This window comes from Mycobacterium sp. (genome assembly GCF_036273375.1).
In the GTDB taxonomy this organism is placed as follows: domain Bacteria; phylum Actinomycetota; class Actinomycetes; order Mycobacteriales; family Mycobacteriaceae; genus Mycobacterium.
Window position 1 is genome coordinate 14,680 of record NZ_DASUHS010000046.1, and the last position, 14,937, is coordinate 29,616.

At 64.0% G+C, this 14,937-nt stretch carries 18 protein-coding genes and 1 pseudogene; 10 read left to right on the forward strand and 9 right to left on the reverse strand.

Going from position 1 to position 14,937, the window contains the following annotated elements:
• Positions 1 to 2: 2 nt before the first annotated feature.
• The gene (locus VFW69_RS04715; protein WP_526498667.1) at positions 3 to 371 is read right to left on the reverse strand and encodes a ubiquitin carboxyl-terminal hydrolase family protein; all 369 of its coding nucleotides are present in this window, start codon (positions 369 to 371) and stop codon (positions 3 to 5) included.
• Positions 372 to 533: 162 nt separating this feature from the next.
• Between VFW69_RS04715 and VFW69_RS04720 the strand changes: the two genes are divergently transcribed.
• Positions 534 to 872: a nitroreductase/quinone reductase family protein gene (locus tag VFW69_RS04720; RefSeq protein ID WP_526498669.1), complete on the forward strand. Its 339-nt coding sequence runs from the start codon at positions 534 to 536 to the stop codon at positions 870 to 872.
• Between the two features lie 75 nt (positions 873 to 947).
• Positions 948 to 1,823, forward strand: coding sequence for an alpha/beta fold hydrolase (locus VFW69_RS04725; RefSeq protein WP_526498671.1), 876 nt, complete (start codon positions 948 to 950; stop codon positions 1,821 to 1,823).
• Between the two features lie 25 nt (positions 1,824 to 1,848).
• On the opposite strand, the gene VFW69_RS04730 is transcribed toward VFW69_RS04725, so the two are convergent.
• The 6 genes from VFW69_RS04730 to VFW69_RS04755 all read right to left on the reverse strand — a co-directional run bounded on the left by VFW69_RS04730 (position 1,849) and on the right by VFW69_RS04755 (position 6,095).
• Positions 1,849 to 2,526, reverse strand: coding sequence for a Crp/Fnr family transcriptional regulator (locus tag VFW69_RS04730; RefSeq protein ID WP_526498673.1), 678 nt, complete (start codon positions 2,524 to 2,526; stop codon positions 1,849 to 1,851).
• Between the two features lie 163 nt (positions 2,527 to 2,689).
• Positions 2,690 to 2,821: a hypothetical protein gene (locus VFW69_RS04735; RefSeq protein WP_526498675.1), complete on the reverse strand. Its 132-nt coding sequence runs from the start codon at positions 2,819 to 2,821 to the stop codon at positions 2,690 to 2,692.
• Positions 2,822 to 2,968: 147 nt separating this feature from the next.
• The gene (locus VFW69_RS04740; protein ID WP_526498677.1) at positions 2,969 to 4,402 is read right to left on the reverse strand and encodes an FAD-binding oxidoreductase; all 1,434 of its coding nucleotides are present in this window, start codon (positions 4,400 to 4,402) and stop codon (positions 2,969 to 2,971) included.
• A gap of 99 nt (positions 4,403 to 4,501) precedes the next feature.
• Positions 4,502 to 5,242 carry an SDR family NAD(P)-dependent oxidoreductase gene (locus VFW69_RS04745; RefSeq protein WP_526498679.1) on the reverse strand — a complete coding sequence of 247 codons (741 nt, stop codon included), beginning with the start codon at positions 5,240 to 5,242 and terminating at the stop codon, positions 4,502 to 4,504.
• A gap of 11 nt (positions 5,243 to 5,253) precedes the next feature.
• Positions 5,254 to 5,538 (reverse strand): hypothetical protein, encoded by a 285-nt coding sequence (locus tag VFW69_RS04750; protein WP_526498681.1) that lies wholly within the window; start codon positions 5,536 to 5,538, stop codon positions 5,254 to 5,256.
• Positions 5,539 to 5,621: 83 nt separating this feature from the next.
• Entirely contained in the window at positions 5,622 to 6,095 is a 474-nt protein-coding gene (locus VFW69_RS04755; RefSeq protein ID WP_526498683.1) for a GtrA family protein, read from the reverse strand.
• A 116-nt stretch (positions 6,096 to 6,211) separates the two neighbouring features.
• Between VFW69_RS04755 and VFW69_RS04760 the strand changes: the two genes are divergently transcribed.
• The 4 genes and pseudogenes from VFW69_RS04760 to VFW69_RS04775 all read left to right on the forward strand — a co-directional run bounded on the left by VFW69_RS04760 (position 6,212) and on the right by VFW69_RS04775 (position 9,054).
• Positions 6,212 to 6,583: a hypothetical protein gene (locus VFW69_RS04760; protein WP_526498685.1), complete on the forward strand. Its 372-nt coding sequence runs from the start codon at positions 6,212 to 6,214 to the stop codon at positions 6,581 to 6,583.
• 16 nt (positions 6,584 to 6,599) lie between these two features.
• Entirely contained in the window at positions 6,600 to 6,812 is a 213-nt protein-coding gene (locus VFW69_RS04765) for a hypothetical protein (RefSeq protein WP_526498687.1), read from the forward strand.
• Positions 6,813 to 6,879: 67 nt separating this feature from the next.
• Positions 6,880 to 8,274 (forward strand): NAD(P)-binding protein, encoded by a 1,395-nt coding sequence (locus tag VFW69_RS04770; RefSeq protein ID WP_526498689.1) that lies wholly within the window; start codon positions 6,880 to 6,882, stop codon positions 8,272 to 8,274.
• A 135-nt stretch (positions 8,275 to 8,409) separates the two neighbouring features.
• Positions 8,410 to 9,054, forward strand: a pseudogene (locus VFW69_RS04775) (dihydrofolate reductase family protein).
• A gap of 11 nt (positions 9,055 to 9,065) precedes the next feature.
• On the opposite strand, the gene VFW69_RS04780 reads toward VFW69_RS04775, so the two are convergent.
• Entirely contained in the window at positions 9,066 to 9,950 is an 885-nt protein-coding gene (locus tag VFW69_RS04780; protein WP_526498691.1) for an NAD(P)H-binding protein, read from the reverse strand.
• 211 nt (positions 9,951 to 10,161) lie between these two features.
• Between VFW69_RS04780 and VFW69_RS04785 the strand changes: the two genes are divergently transcribed.
• Positions 10,162 to 11,160, forward strand: a complete 999-nt coding sequence (locus tag VFW69_RS04785; protein ID WP_526498693.1) for an amidohydrolase family protein — start codon at positions 10,162 to 10,164, stop codon at positions 11,158 to 11,160.
• 118 nt (positions 11,161 to 11,278) lie between these two features.
• On the opposite strand, the gene VFW69_RS04790 is transcribed toward VFW69_RS04785, so the two are convergent.
• Positions 11,279 to 11,887, reverse strand: coding sequence for a TetR/AcrR family transcriptional regulator (locus tag VFW69_RS04790; protein ID WP_526498695.1), 609 nt, complete (start codon positions 11,885 to 11,887; stop codon positions 11,279 to 11,281).
• Positions 11,888 to 11,996: 109 nt separating this feature from the next.
• Between VFW69_RS04790 and VFW69_RS04795 the strand changes: the two genes are divergently transcribed.
• The 3 genes from VFW69_RS04795 to VFW69_RS04805 form a co-directional block, all read left to right on the forward strand.
• Complete coding sequence (locus VFW69_RS04795; RefSeq protein WP_526498697.1) at positions 11,997 to 13,742, forward strand: CocE/NonD family hydrolase; 1,746 nt, start codon at positions 11,997 to 11,999, stop codon at positions 13,740 to 13,742.
• Between the two features lie 26 nt (positions 13,743 to 13,768).
• The gene (locus VFW69_RS04800) at positions 13,769 to 14,137 is read left to right on the forward strand and encodes a nuclear transport factor 2 family protein (protein ID WP_526498699.1); all 369 of its coding nucleotides are present in this window, start codon (positions 13,769 to 13,771) and stop codon (positions 14,135 to 14,137) included.
• 58 nt (positions 14,138 to 14,195) lie between these two features.
• Positions 14,196 to 14,937, forward strand: a 742-nt coding sequence (locus VFW69_RS04805; RefSeq protein ID WP_526498701.1) for a cyclase family protein, incomplete at its 3' end; no start/stop codon positions are given.

Here is a 14,937-nt window from a genome sequence, read left to right on the forward strand (position 1 = left end):
GCTCAGGAACGCCAGGCTTGTCGGGCAACCCGATAGAAGTTTCCGCCCAGCGCCGCGTCGACGTCGCTGGTGCTCCACCCCCTGCGGCGGAGGTGCGCGCCGAGCATCAGGAAGGTCTCCGGGGCTATCCACTGGATCGGGCCCCAGCGGGTGTAGCTGTCGTCGAACAAATGTTGATTGCGCTGCAGCTCGTCGGTGAAATCGGCGGCGTCAAAGGAGAAGTCGGTGCTGACGCCGACGTGCTCGTCGCAGCAACCGATGTCTCCGCAAGCGGCGCAACGCCGCAAGTGCACCCACCAACCACCGACCTCATCGCACTCGACGCAGCCCATACCGCTGGGCGGCACCGAGGGGTCGACAGGAGCAGTCATCCGCGCCCTCTTCCTCGTTTTGGCAATACCTAGAGCATCTGCGCCGGGATGCTACCTCCATCTCCATCGGGCCGGCATCGCGTTGAATTCCCGCGGTCAACTATCCGCCGAATTTGCTGCGATACTTTCCCCGTGGGTCCCAACAAACTCGGCCGCCTCCTTATGCGAGCCGCGCCTGTTTTCAATGCGCCGATAGCCGCCCTGGCCAACTCCCGTCGCTTTGGCCGGCTGATCAATCGCAACATCACGATGCTGACTTACACGGGTCGACGCTCCGGACGCACATACAGCCTCCCGGTGGCCTACCGCCGTTCCGGCGGCGACGTCGTCATCAGCGTCGGGATGCCCGAGGCGAAGACGTGGTGGCGCAACTTCCTCAACGCCGGCGCGCCCCTGACGCTGCGGCTTGACGAGACCGAATGCGCTGGACACGCCGTCGCCAAGCAGGACGAAAAGGGAGCTGTCACCGTCACTGTCCGGCTCGCCGGGGCGAATTCCTGAATCCGCGAAAGCTGAATCAAGACAAAGCGTTTGAAGCTTCGGAGGTCGAAGAAACTGTTTTCCCGTTCGCGCCAGATGCCGATCACACCATCCTGGTTCAGCACAGCACTCGATCAAAAGCCAGAGCACTGCGACGTCGACGTCGACGGTCGCCGCATACACCTGCGCGTCTGGGGCGCTGCTGACCAGCCGCCGGTGGTGCTCGTCCACGGCGGTGGAGCACATTCAGGTTGGTGGGATCACATCGCGCCGTTCTTTTCCCGCACCCATAGGGTGATCGCGCCGGATCTGTCCGGGCATGGTGACAGCGAATCGCATGGCGGTTACGACCTACGAACCTGGGCAAGCGAAGTGATGGCGGTCGCGGCAGCCGCCGGACCCGCGGGCCGGCCGACGATCGTCGGCCACAGTATGGGCGGTTGGGTCGTATCCACGGCCGCGATGCACTACAGCCGGCAGATCAACAGCATGCTGGTGATCGACTCGCCGTTGTGGGAGCGTGCACCGGAGGAAGGGCGACTGCGCAGGCGCAGACACACCCGGTACCGGACGAGGGACGAGATCCTGGCCCGCTTCACGGCCGTGCCGTCGCAGGAGTTGATCCTGCCCTACGTCCGACAACACATAGCAAGCGAGTCGGTACGCAAAACCGACGGAGGATGGATCTGGAAGTTCGACCCGGCCATCTTCGATGGTGAGTTTCTCGAGCCGACGCCCGCCGACGAGGAGTCGTTGGAGACCATGCTGGCCGCGATGCGTTGCCGCGTAGGGTATTTGCGCTGCGAAGCCGGGTTGGTGCCGCCCGATATGGCCGAACGGATCCGTTCGCTGCTTCAGCTGCGTGGCCCCTTCGTGGAGTTGGCCCTGGCCGGCCACCATCCCATGCTGGATCAACCACTTCCCTTGGTCGCCGCGCTGCGTACTCTGCTGGAATTCTGGTCGATCACCTAGGGCATGAAGGGTTTTGCACGAGGCGTCAAGCCCTCGCGCGGCGGGCCAGGTTCGCGGGTTGGTCGATGATGAGGGCCTTGCCCTGCTGGCGGATCCAACCCCGTTGGGCGAAGTCTGATAGCGCCTTGTTGACCGTTTCACGCGAGGACCCCACGAGTTGAGCGAGTTCCTTCTGCGTGAGGTGGTGCTCGACCAGCATCGATTCCCCGTTGCTGGTGCCGAATCGCATTGCCAGGTTGAGGATTTGCTTAGCCACCCGGGCGGGGACGTCGGTGAAGATCAGGTCGCTCAAGGTGTTGTTGGTATGCCGGAGTCGGCGTGCCAGCACCCGCAGCAGCTGCTCTGCGATTTCGGGGCGTTCGACAATCCATGTCCGTAGGGCGTGCCGGTCCATCCTGACCGCTTTCACCTCCGTCAGGGTGATCACCGTCGAGGTTCGCGGGCCGGGATCGAACAGCGCCAGCTCACCGAACACGTCCCCGGGACCCAGGACAGCGAAAACGGTTTCGCGACCGTCCGTTGTCTGATGGCGGATCTTCACCGCACCCGACAAGATGACGTAGAGGTCGTCACCCAGCTCGCCTTCGACGAAGACGGTCCGCCTGCGCGGGAAGGCTACGTGCTGCAGGTGGCGAGCCAACGCATCGACCGCATCAGGAGCGATCCCCTGGAATATGCCGGCTCGCGCCAATACATCGTTCACGCCGCCCCTTTCAACGCGTTTCGCACGGCGTTGCGCGCACTAGGCGCTGCTCCAGTGTGGGGGCGTCTTGGCTCGCGGTTCAAACTTTACACCAGGAGGGAGATTCGTAACGTAGCAGGTCGCGCCCGCCGCTTCAGCGTGGAGCGAAAGCCGAGGCGGATGGTTAGGCGGCCGGTGTCGTTACGGTCGACGCGATGGTCACCTCGGAGTACAGGTTGCCGCACGCATCGCAATCCACCTGATACTCGAGCTTGTCGTCATCGCGCTCAAGAAACCGGTACTGCGCCCACGCCATGCAACGCGGGCACCGTGCACGACCGTGCTCGATTGCCATTCGTCAACCCCTTAACTCGCCACAGACACACTGGAAGTACCCCGTGCCAAGCCGGGCTAACCATCGAGTGTCAGCTGCCCGTGGCGCGCGCCGGGTGGCGGTTGGCGGCTAGTAATTCAGCCCCGAAAACATGACCCGGCCGGGATCGTATTTCTGCCGGACGGCACTCAGCCGGGATAGGTTCGGGCCGAAGTAACGCGAGGGCGACTGGTTGGCCTCGAGGTAATTCACGTAGCCCCCAACCGAATACTGTTGCACCGCTTGATGCGCTGTGCTGAGCCAATTGGTTGCGGCCGCGGGATCGCCCGTCTCCACATACCACTGCACCAGCGCCGACTGCTGGCGCCATGGAAAGGCAGTGGCGCCGGGCGCCACCGTGGCGAGGGCGCCGTCCAGAGCGTGCATGATGGCCAGCATGCGGCCGGCACCGCGAGGAAAGCCATTGACCGCCGAGGCGATCCCTTGTGCCACGCCCGCGTTGACGGTGGCGAAGACGTCGGATCCACCGACGTACCCCAACGGCGACGGGTTGAGGTTTCCGACGGCCAGATAATTCACCAGGTCCATGTAGTTGAAGGTGTGATTCTCGGTGCCCGAGGGTTGCAGTCCCACCGCCTGGGTGATCGCTGCCGCGGCGCTGTTACCCGATCCGGCCGGGCAGGTCGCCAGGATTCGGCAATGCATGCCCATCGAGTCGACGGTGGCGTCCGCCAGCGCCCAACTGTTGCGGTCGGCGGTGCGTAGCCAGTTCTGCCAACCGACGAGGACCTGCGCGAACGACTGTGGCGGGAAGTTGAGGTTGACGACGTCGACGTCCTTGGTCGGGAACGTGGCGAAGGTGAGCGAGGTCGTCACACCAAAGTTGCCGCCACCGCCGCCGCGCAGCGCCCAGAACAGGTCCGGGTTGCTGGCGGCGGATGCGGTCACCACCTGACCGCTGGGCAGCACCACCGACGCCGATGTCAACTGGTCGCAGAGCAGGCCGGCATGCCGCGATTGGGCCCCCATGCCGCCGCCCAGTGCGTGCCCCGCGGCACCGACCGAAGGACAGGTACCGGTTGGGACGCCGCGGCCGGCCGCGGCCAACGTCCGGTGCATCGTGTACAGACTCGTGGCCGGCGTTACCGTCACCTGTCCCGTGGCGGCGTCGTAATTGGCGTCCCCGGGCAGTTGGCGTAGGTCGAGCACCATGGCACCGTTGGCGGTCGACGCGCCGATATAGGAGTGCCCGCCGCTGCGTGGGGCGACTTTGAGGTTGTGGGCGGCCGCGAATGCCATCGCCTTCTGCACGTCGGCCGCCGATGTCGGGGTGACGACCGCCGCCGGCGTCAACCCGTTGTAGTTGGTATTGAAAACCTGTTTGGCCCCGGCGAATTGAGGGTTGTCCGGAAGCAGCACCTTTCCGCCGAGGGCGGTCGATAGGCCTTCCCATCCGGTAGGTCGCGGATCGGCCGCGACCCGGGGTGCGCCGAGGACAGCGCCGGTGGCCAACGCTCCGACGGCGCCCCGCAGAAACGCCTGTCGCGAGATTTCACGCGCCATCGTCGGACTCCCGCGATTGCGTCATGCCCCGAATTGTCAACCACGAGAAGCCTGGTGCCGCACGACGTGTCGGGGGGTGATCGAAACGTGCCCGAACCGTTACCCGGCGCCCTTACCGTTGTCGACCCGATAGACAGCGCCATGGATCGCGGCCGCGGCGTCGCTGGCAAGGAAGGCGATCACGTTGGCTACGTCGAAGGGTTGCATCATGCCGCGCGGTGAAGCCGTGCGCATGATCAGGTCGTAGTTGGGATTGTCAGGTGCGCTGAATTTCTCGATCTGCGGCGTGAGCATGCCGCCAGGGCATACCGCGTTGACGCGCAACCGATCCGCGGTGTACTCCACGGCCAACGCACGGGTGAGGCCGATCAGGCCATGCTTGGCGGCGCAGTAGCCGGCCGAATACGCCTGTCCCTCGACTCCGGCGATCGAGCTGACATTGACGATGTTGCCGCCGCGTTTCAGCAGATGAGGCAGCGCCGCCCTGCAGAGATAGAACGGCCCATTGAGGTTGACCGCAAGGTCTTGTTCCCAGTCGTCGGCTGTCATCGACTCCGTGCGGCGCATCTGGTGTCGCCCGGCGACATTGACCAGGACGTCGAGTCCACCGAAATCACGGATGCACTGCTCGACCGCGTCTCGGCAGGCCTGCACCGAACCGATGTCCACCGACGCGAATCCGCCGCGTTCGACGTCGGCGAACACGTCGGCCAAGCGATCCGTATCGCGGCCGATGCCGAAAACCGTTGCACCCTGCCGTGAGAACAGCTTTGCGGTTTCGGCGCCCAGGCCCGACGACGCTCCGGTCACCAACGCCACTTTGTCTTGTAGTGCAGCCATGCCGGTGCACACTAATAGGACCGCAACCGCACCACGCCACCGCGTCGAATTTGAAGTGGCGCAATGGCTCTCAACCCACATCTGGCGGCCATGCCGGAGAGGAAGCGCTCGGCCTGGAACCGCTGCTGGATTCGACGCGCCGTGATCATCGCGAGCAGGTTGAGGGCCTGCCTGCCCAGCGCGATCCGACTCGTTCGCTTCTTCCAGGTTGGCGGCGTCGAGGCCGCGCGCCGTCCGAAGTGGTAGCCGATGCACGTTGCTGTCGCGAGCGCGGCGATCGCCGCGATTACCGTCACGTGTCGAGCGTCCTTCGTCGCCGTCGCAGGAAGGTCACGCGCAGGCTACACCTCGGCCAACAACCGCGCGCCCGGCTCACCGGTCAGCGGCGGAAGACCAGCCACCTCATCGCGCAATACATGTACACCGCTTCACACATGCCCGCCACCAGCCGGGACAGCTGGTAATGCACGCCAATGGCGACCAGCGCCGTGGTCACCCCGAGGATGAAAGCCAAATAGTTGACGACCACCACCACGACGTAGATCGCAACCTGCGGTCCGACGGGCGCATGGGACCGGAAATTGAAAATTCGATTGAGCACGTAGCTGAGTGCCAACGCACATCCGTACGCAACGGTGACGGCGATCGGCACCGGGAGGCCGAACGCGCCACGCAAGCCCGTGAGGATCGTCAGATCGACGCCGAAGGTAAAGCCGTTGATCACACAGAAACCAACTAACGTCGGTGCGACGAATGCCGCGAGCCCGAATGGCAACCGCCCGACGAACGCCGCACACCAGTTGTGGAACCGGCCGGCCAGGCGCGGTTGGCCGGCCGACGGTTCCGGTCGCACACCAGCACGGTGTCACGACCAGGTAGCCACCACGTGATCAGTTGGCCAACTCCGGCCAACCGTGAAAGCCTTTGCTTCGCTCCTTCCTCCGTGGATCAAGCCCTACGATTTGGGTTGTGGACGAGATGCCCCACTACACGGGCCCGATAGATCCCCGTAACCGCAATATCTTTGGAGCATGCCTGTCGCTGGTCGGTTTGGCGACGATGGTGCTCGCGCTTCTTCTGTTGCTGATGGCGGAGAGCAATCGCGCTCTGGCGTTCAAATTGGAAGCCGGCTTCTTCCCGCCGCTGTCCGAGTCCGCGGTGCAGTCAGCGCGCACCGAAGTTGTGATCTCGGCCGTGTTGACTGTGCTGTCGACCGCTTCGGCTCTTGCGGCGGTGATCTTTCGCTCGACGATTGCGTGGCGGCTGATCGGTGGCCTCACCCTGTTGGCTTTGGTCTTGGTCGGCCCATTGCTGTGGGTCTGCTGCGACATGGCCTTCTGAAAGCTGCCGTGCCAACATGATTCGCATCAGGCATGTCTGCGCCTTCAGGGGCGAGGATGTTGTGCTGTTGGCTGCTGACGGCGCAGGGATTGACACCTTTCTGGCGGCGCTCTCGGAGGCACAGTGGCAAGGGGCGTTGCGACTGCCGGCCCCCGACCGGGTTCACGAGTTCGTCATCGAGGCCGGCGCGGCGCATATCGAGCTGGAGGACCGAAGTCGACCGCACTGATCAGCTGCACAGCCTGGGCCGTCTCATTTGACCGCACCACGCGCGTATGCGATACCGTCGGTCCCCAATGAAGACCATCGAGACCGACTATTTGGTGGTGGGCGCCGGCGCTACGGGCATGGCGTTCACCGACACCCTGGTGTCCGAGACCGAATCGACCGTCGTCGTCGTCGACCGCGGCCACCAGCCCGGTGGGCATTGGCTCACCGCATACCCGTTCGTGCGGCTCCACCAGCCGTCGGCGTTCTATGGCGTCAACTCGCGCAAGCTCGGCAGCGACACCATCGACGTCGTCGGCTGGAACGAAGGATTCTACGAACTCGCCAGCGGCCATGAAGTCTTGGCCTACTTCGAAAAGGTTATGCACGAGCAGTTCCTGCCGACAGGGCGAGTCTCCTACTTCCCAATGAGCGAGTATCACGGCGACGGCCGGTTCAGCACGCTGGTAGGCGAGCAGTACACCGTCACGGCGCGAAAGCGCATCGTCGACACCACCTTCCTGCGGACCGTTGTGCCGTCGATGCGACCGCCCAACTACGCCGTCGCCCCCGAAGTCGACTGCGTGCCGCCAAACGATCTCCCGGCGTGCGCCGTGGGCCGGGATCGGTATGTGATTGTCGGCGGCGGGAAGACCGGGATGGATACGTGCTCGTGGCTGCTGCGCCACGGTGTCTCGCCCGACAAGTTGACCTGGATCATGCCACGGGACGCGTGGCTGCTGGACCGCACGACCGTGCAGCCGGGGCCGTTGTTCGCCCAGAGCGGCGCTGCAGCGATATCAACGCGGATAACAATCGCAAGCGAAGCGACGTCAATCGAAGACTTGTTCGAACGACTCGATGTGGCGGGCAGCCTGCTGCGCCTCGATCCGGCGATCCGGCCGCGGATGTATCGCTGTGCCATCGTTTCACCTGCCGAACTTGACCAGCTGCGCCGGATCAACGACGTCGTCCGGATGGGACATGTCAGGCGGATCGATGCCGACAAGATAGTCCTTGACGACGGAGAAGTGCCGACAAGTCCGTCGACGCTGCATATCGATTGCACGGCGGACGGGCTGGAGCGGCGGTCGGCCACCTCGGTGTTCGACGCCGGCAAGATCACCCTGCAGAGCGTGCGCGGCTGCCAGCCGGTGTTCAGCGCGGCGTTCATCGCACATGTCGAGACGACGGGACGAGACGAGGACGCCAAGAACGAACTGTGCACCCCCATACCGCATCCCGATGCTGATCTCGATTGGTTGCGGGTGACAATCGCAGACAACCGCAATCAGCTGCGCTGGCTGGAAGATCCCGAGCTGGCGTCATGGCTGAACGCGTCGCGGCTCGACCTGATCTCTGAGCTCGGGTTACGACTGCCTGACGACCCCCGGCTGCGCGAGCGGATGTTGGGGGTGATCAGGACGCAGTTGGCGGCCGCGACCGAGAATCTCGAAAAGCTGCTCGCGGGTGCGGACGCCTAGGTGTACTCACAGCGCTCGACGATTCCTCTTGGCGGAGCACGCCTCGACACGTGGACGTGGGCAATACGGACGCAGCGATGGCTCTTACCCGCCCGGGCAGTCTTACTACCTCTCGTGACAGCACAACAGAAACACGTGGCTCAGCTGCTGAGAGTGCCGAACTTCAACGTCTCACGCGACGGAATCGACGCGGGTGAGAATTAGAGCTTGGAAGCGTCCGTTCGGCCTCGCTCATCGCGAGAGGCTCTTCGCCTAGGCCGGCGCCACGGCGAGCTGGCCTATGCGCACCGAACACCCCGGAGCGAGCAGGGCCTCGATGACTACTTCACTCGGGACTATGTGCGCAACATCGGCGCCGAGATCATGGGCCGTAACAAGTTCGGCCCCCGGCGCGGGCCTGGCCCGACCATAAATGGCGCGGCTGGTGGGGTCACAAGCCACCTTCCGCACCCCCGTGTTCGTCATGACCCATCACCAACGTCCTTCGTTACCCTTTGCGACACCACGTTTCACTTCGTCGATGGCGAGCCGGCCACGGTCCTCGCAAGGCGCGGAGGCGGCGCAAGGCAACGACATCCGACTCCGCGTGGAGGGGGAACCACTATCCGGGCATTCCTTTGACGCCGGCCTCATCGACACTATGCATGTGGCGGTCTGCCCGATCAAGCTCGGGTCCGGACTACGATTCTGGGATTCACCCGATGAACTGCTCTACCGGTTCTATCTCGACATTGCGCCCAGCCCCAGCGGCGTGAGCACCATCTGTTCTGGCGAAAATGATGTTAAGGGCTCTAGGTCCATGCGCGTTGCTGCCAGCGCCAGGCGTTATCGCGCAGGAACTGCTCGAGCGTGCGCGGTGGTCGGCCCAGCAGTCGCTCGACTTCGTCGGTGATGGGCTGATTCTGGCCGAGCCGGGTCAGTGTGTAGACGGCCGCCATGAAGCCGATGACGTCCCAGTCCACCCCGCGGCGGCGCAGCCGGGTGGTAAAGCGCATGAGCCCGGGGTGGGTGTAGGTGACCGAGTATCCCAACGCTGTGGTCAGGGATGCGGCAACCTCGGTCATGGTCAGCGCGGCTGGTCCGGTGAGGTGATGGATCGTGTTGCGGTGTGCGGCGGGCTCGGTGAGTGCCTGCGCGGCGACGTCCGCCGCGTCGCGGGCATCGAGGAAGCTGGTCCGGCCCTGACCCGCCGGGATGAACAACTCGCCACGTTCGACGATGTCGGTGCCGTGGGTGGAGATGGACCGGTGCAGGTTCTGCATGAAGAAGCTGCACCGCAGCAGCGTCCAGCTCATCGGCGATGCCTTCAGCGCGGCTTCGACTTTGTGGTGCGGGATGAATGCGGCGCGGTCGGCGCCGAACACCGACACGTACACCACGTGCCGGCAACCGGCGGCGTCGGCGGCCTCGACAAACGGGATCACCGCCTCGCGTGCGGCACGGTTACCCGGCAACGGAAACAGGAGGAAAAGGGCGTCGATATCGCGCAGCGTTTCCGCCCATGTCGACCGGTCGAAGAAGTCAAACCTGCACACCTGCGCCGCGCCTCCCACCCGGTCGCGCAGCTGATCTGGGTGGCGGCCGGCCAGCCTCCACGGCCCGTCGGGCGACTTCGCGCGCAAGGTTTCCACGAGCTCGTGACCCACATTGCCCGACGGACCGGTGATCAGCAGCACGGTCCGAGTGAACCATGGCGGTGGCGGTACATTGCGTTTACGGCGTGTCATCGGATTCGGGACAGCCTCGTGTCATGTCTTTCGGGGGCCAGTGCATCTTGCGCGCTGGCTTGGGGCGCCCCGACCGGATTGGATTAGGGCGCAGCGGGAATCCCGCCGCGGTGGGCGCAGACGCTGCACGGCCGTGGGAAAGTTGAAGGAGTTAACGCTGATGCGCATTGTCACCGTCGAGGAACACTTTGAGCACCCCGAGGTCAGCCAGCGGGTCCTACAGTTGGGCGGGCCGCCCAGCGGGCTGCCGTTCGAAGAGCTCGCCGAGTTCGGTTCGGTGTTCAATGACGACACCGACGCGGCCAGCCGGCTGGGTGGGCATCGGTTGGCGCATATGGATGCGGTGGGTGTCGATGTTCAAGTCGTCTCGCACGGCAACGGCAGCCCGGGATCATTGGCCGCCCCGGAGTCGGTAGATCTGTGTCGCCAGGTGAATAACAATCTGGCACAACAGATTTCCGAGCGCCCCGACCGATTCCGGGGCTTTGCCACACTCCCACTCTATGACCCCGCCCAGGCAGCCGAGGAACTGCGCCGCTGTGTCGGAGACCTGGGGTTCGTGGGCGCGTTGATCGCGGGAACATTCGAGGGACTGTTCCTCGATGACTCCCGTTTCGATCCGATACTTGCGGCAGCTGCGGCAGTGGACCTGCCGATCTACGTACACCCCGGACTGCCCTGCCCCCAAGTCTCTCGGCCCTACTACTTCGGTGACTGGCCCGCTGCCGTCGGACTCATGTTCTCCGGCCCCGCATTCGGCTGGCACGCCGAGGCCGGTATCCACATCCTCCGGCTGATTTTGTCCGGCGCGTTAGACCGTCACCCGGGCCTGAAACTGCTCAGTGGGCACTGGGGAGAAGTGATGGCGTTTTGGCTCGAACGACTCGACGAGACCTTCGCACTGGTACGCGCGGGCCGCGACCGCGACATCAGCGACTACTACCGGCAACAAATCTGGGTGACCCCATCGGGAATGTTCAATCAACATCAGCTCGACCACGTGGTCGCCGAGTTGGGCGCCGAGCGGATCATCTACTCCGAGGACTTCCCTTACGTCAAGCGCGACAACGTCACCGAATTCCTCACCGGCTCAGGGCTTTCCGATCCGCAGATGCACGCCATTGCGCACAACAACGTCGAAGCGCTGTTACGGATCTGACGACTGGTTGTGCACCGCTGCTGTTGAACAATGACAGGCGTGATCGCCGCGGCGCCGGTGGCGGCAGAGCCGGGCGGGTCCAGTGACTAATCGGGTCCTCGGTTGACGCGTCGAGAGATCACTTCGATGTCAGCACGCTCTGAATCGCGGGCGCGGCGAGCGCGACCAGCTTGTCACGGTCGGCGTGCGCCAGTGCGGGAACACCGACGATTCGTCGTCCCACGATGAGTCCGACCAGCATCGAGGATGCAAGCCCCGCTCGGAGCACCGCGTCGTCGATTGCTCGTGAGCGGGCGCCATCGAGCAGTCTTGCCTGGATGAATTCACGCAGCTGTGCGCGGGCGTGCTCGTTGACGATGGCACCTCGCAACATCGCCACGAGCGGGTCGGACTCGTGCGGATTCCCTTCCCAGACGTCAAGGAATGCGCGGACCACTCGTTCGCCGAGGCTATCGTCGGGCCCTTCGAACGCGGCGCTCAAGCGCGCCAACGTATCCGGCGAGATCGACATCACCTCGCCGAATAGCTGATCTTTAGACCGGAAGAACTGCATCACCAGCGAGGCGTCGACCTCGGCGTCGGCCGCGACTTGCCGAATGGTCGTCGCGGCGAAACCGTCGCTGGCGAACCGCGCGCGGGCCGCATCGAGGATGGTTCGGCGGGTCCTACTGACCCCCGGGCGCCGCCCGCGGCGCCCCGTAGGCGCCTGCTTCTTGTTCAGCGTCACCACCCAAAATCTACCGCGTCCTTAGGACAAATATCAACCAGCGTTGATTTTTTTGCCGGATCGGCCCTAGGCTGGGGAAGTCGATTGATTCATTTGGGAAGGAATGGAAATGGCCGTGGGAGAGAAGGTATTCATGCCGTCCCATCCCTTGGAGCCAGGTGAGCGGTATGGCGTGTTGAGCGGGTTCGAGCCGGGCACCAGGACGCTACCGGCGGGCTTTCGGCTCGCGTCTGCATTCAAGGCATTGCCGGTCGGCATCGTGCTCGACAAGGACGTTGCGGTCACGATGCGTGACGGTGTGACGATCTATGTCGATATCTTGCGGCCGGTGGGTGCCGAGAAGGTGCCGGTCATTGTGGCGTTCAGTCCGTATGGCAAGGGTGAGGGAAGCGCGCCGGCGGCAATGGGGGTATTCGGTCTGGTTGGCCTGGACAACGGGATCGTGTCGGGTCTGCACAAGTTCGAGGGACCTGACCCGGCATATTGGTGCGCTCACGGTTATGCGATCTGCAATCCGGATCCTCGAGGCGTCACTGACTCCGAAGGTGACAGCGTCTTGTGGGATCGCCAAGAAGGCGAGGACTGCCACGATTTGATCGAGTGGCTGGCCGCCCAGGAGTGGTGCACCGGCAAGGTTGCGATGAGCGGAACCTCTTATCTCGCAGTGGCGCAGTGGTTCGCCGCGGCCGAACAGCCGCCGCACCTGGCGGCGATCAATCCGTGGGAGGGTGTGAGCGACGTCTACCGCGATCTCGTGATGCGCGGTGGCATGCCCGACACCGGGTTCGCCCGACAATTGCAGGACAACAGCTATTGGGGCAAGGGCCGCAAGGAGGACATCCTCGCCGAGGCAGAGCGCTATCCGCTCATGAATGCTCTGTGGGAGAACAAAATTCCCGACTTCGACCGGATTACCGTGCCGGCCTACGTCGTGGCCAGCTACTCCAACACCCTGCACACACCCGGAACTTTCCGTGCCTGGCGGCGAATCGGGTCGAAAGACAAGTGGTTGCGCATCCACGACAGCCAGGAGTGGCCCGACTACTACGACGAGGCAAACAGGGAAGAATTGCGCCGGTTCTTCGATCACTTTCTCAAAGGTGAGGACAACGGCTGGGAAAAGACCCCACGCGTCCGCTACGCCCTTCTCGATCTTGAAGGCGGCGACCGGGTCAATCTGGCCGCAGACCAGTTTCCACCGCAGGGCGTCGCCTACACGATGTTCTACCTCGACGGTCGCTCGCGCACGCTGCAAACTGCGGTACCCGCGCGGGAGGCGACGGCGGCGTACGAAGCGGAAACCAGCCCTGGCCTGGTCTCTTTCACCGTCCGCTTCGACGAGCAGACCACGATGGTGGGTTACCCCAAGGCGCGGCTGTGGGTCGAGGCACAAGGTGCCGACGACATGGACCTCTTCGTCTTTGTCCAGAAGCTGAATGAGCAGGGGACGCCCCTCCAGGAATTCACCGTCCCCAACCACGGCGCGATGATCCATGACGTCACCGAGCGGGGAGCATCGATACTGCGGTACAAGGGTTCTAGCGGCAGGCTGCGCGTGTCGATGCGGCATCTAGACAAGACGCTGTCGACCGACGAAGTCCCCGCCCACAGTTTCGACCGAGTCGAGAAACTGACTCCAGGTGAGGTCGTTGAGGTCGAAATCGACTTGCTACCAATAGGATTGGTGTTTTATCCCGGCGAACAGCTTCGACTGATCATCAGCGCACAGAACCTGTTTGGCTCATGGATGCCAGGACTACGCGAATACACGCCGCAAAACAGCGGGCAACACGTCATCTATACCGGTGGATCCCACCCGTCGTATCTGCAACTGCCCATTACGACGGATCGATGAGCCCTGGAAAGAGAGAAGGTCTCAGCATGACGCCAGAAGAGCAGCGCGAGCTGGTTCAGAACCACTACGCACTCGGCGCCGCCGGCGACCACGCGGCGGCACGAGAACTGCTGACCGATGACTTCTCCATCACGATCCCGCCGTACATGCCGTTCGCCGGGATCTACCGGGGCAAGGACGCATTCCGTGAATTGATCCCGCTCGTGGTCGAAACGATAGCGGTGACCGGCATGGAGTTCGTGGCAACAACTGTTGGGGACGGTTATGCCGTCGAATTGGTCGAGTTTACCCTCGCCGATCATGACGGCCCCCCGGTTCAAGTCCTTGAGCTGAACCGGTTTCGGGGACATCATATCTGCGAATCCGCCCCTATTACTTCGATCCCGGCCCGATGATTGCCGTGGCCGCACGGCGCAAGGCGACCGAAAGTTCGCGCGACGGAGAGCGTCGGACATGAACGATCCAGATCTGCATACGAATTGGGGTCGGTGGGGTTACGACGATCAACTCGGCACGCTGAATCTCATTGACGCGCAGGCTCGGGCGCGCGCCGCCGCCGAGGTGCGCAGTGGACGCCATGTCAGTTTGGCGCGCGTGGTGAATCCGGTGCCGCTCTCCGGTGGTGGACCGGTCGGCGTCACCGCTGCCATGCCCGCCGCGGTCATGCAGACGATGAACTTCACTGGTACGCCGCCGATGGCGATCACCGACTCGTTGTTGATCAACACCCACAATGCGGGCTTGACCCATATCGACGCGGTCTCGCACGTGCCGACCGGCGACAAGGTCTATCCCGGAGTGGCGCTGGGCGAGGCGGTGACCCCCGGCGGCATCCGACACGGATCGGCCGATGCGTTCGGCGCGGGGATCCTCACCCGTGGGGTGTTGCTGGACTTAGCGCCCGACCGAGGGCAGCTCGAGGCCGATGATCGGGTCGAGGCCGCCGACCTCGAAAACGCTTTAGAGCGCGCCGATGTCAGCCTGTACAGCGGTGATGCGGTGGTGGTGCGCGGCGGCTGGGACACCAATCGGCCGCTGGACGAGCCGGTCCCCGGACTGAGCCTGGGGGCGGTGGGCTGGCTGCACGACCACGGGGTCAGCCTCTACCTTGGCGATATCGGCGACGCGCGGCCGTGGTCCCCTCCATTGCCGGTACACCAAGGTGCGTTGGCGCAACTGGGTATGCCCTTGGTGG

What these genes read in the sequence shown, in the direction of transcription:
- VFW69_RS04725 (WP_526498671.1), top strand. Translation starts at nt 948, where the DNA reads ATGCCGATCACACCATCCTGGTTCAGCACAGCACTCGATCAAAAGCCA.
- VFW69_RS04740 (WP_526498677.1), bottom strand. Translation starts at nt 4,402, where the DNA reads ATGGCGCGTGAAATCTCGCGACAGGCGTTTCTGCGGGGCGCCGTCGGA.
- VFW69_RS04795 (WP_526498697.1), top strand. Translation starts at nt 11,997, where the DNA reads ATGGCCGTGGGAGAGAAGGTATTCATGCCGTCCCATCCCTTGGAGCCA.
- VFW69_RS04770 (WP_526498689.1), top strand. Translation starts at nt 6,880, where the DNA reads ATGAAGACCATCGAGACCGACTATTTGGTGGTGGGCGCCGGCGCTACG.
- VFW69_RS04745 (WP_526498679.1), bottom strand. Translation starts at nt 5,242, where the DNA reads ATGGCTGCACTACAAGACAAAGTGGCGTTGGTGACCGGAGCGTCGTCG.
- VFW69_RS04800 (WP_526498699.1), top strand. Translation starts at nt 13,769, where the DNA reads ATGACGCCAGAAGAGCAGCGCGAGCTGGTTCAGAACCACTACGCACTC.
- VFW69_RS04785 (WP_526498693.1), top strand. Translation starts at nt 10,162, where the DNA reads ATGCGCATTGTCACCGTCGAGGAACACTTTGAGCACCCCGAGGTCAGC.
- VFW69_RS04720 (WP_526498669.1), top strand. Translation starts at nt 534, where the DNA reads ATGCGAGCCGCGCCTGTTTTCAATGCGCCGATAGCCGCCCTGGCCAAC.
- VFW69_RS04715 (WP_526498667.1), bottom strand. Translation starts at nt 371, where the DNA reads ATGACTGCTCCTGTCGACCCCTCGGTGCCGCCCAGCGGTATGGGCTGC.
- VFW69_RS04765 (WP_526498687.1), top strand. Translation starts at nt 6,600, where the DNA reads ATGATTCGCATCAGGCATGTCTGCGCCTTCAGGGGCGAGGATGTTGTG.
- VFW69_RS04735 (WP_526498675.1), bottom strand. Translation starts at nt 2,821, where the DNA reads ATGGCGTGGGCGCAGTACCGGTTTCTTGAGCGCGATGACGACAAGCTC.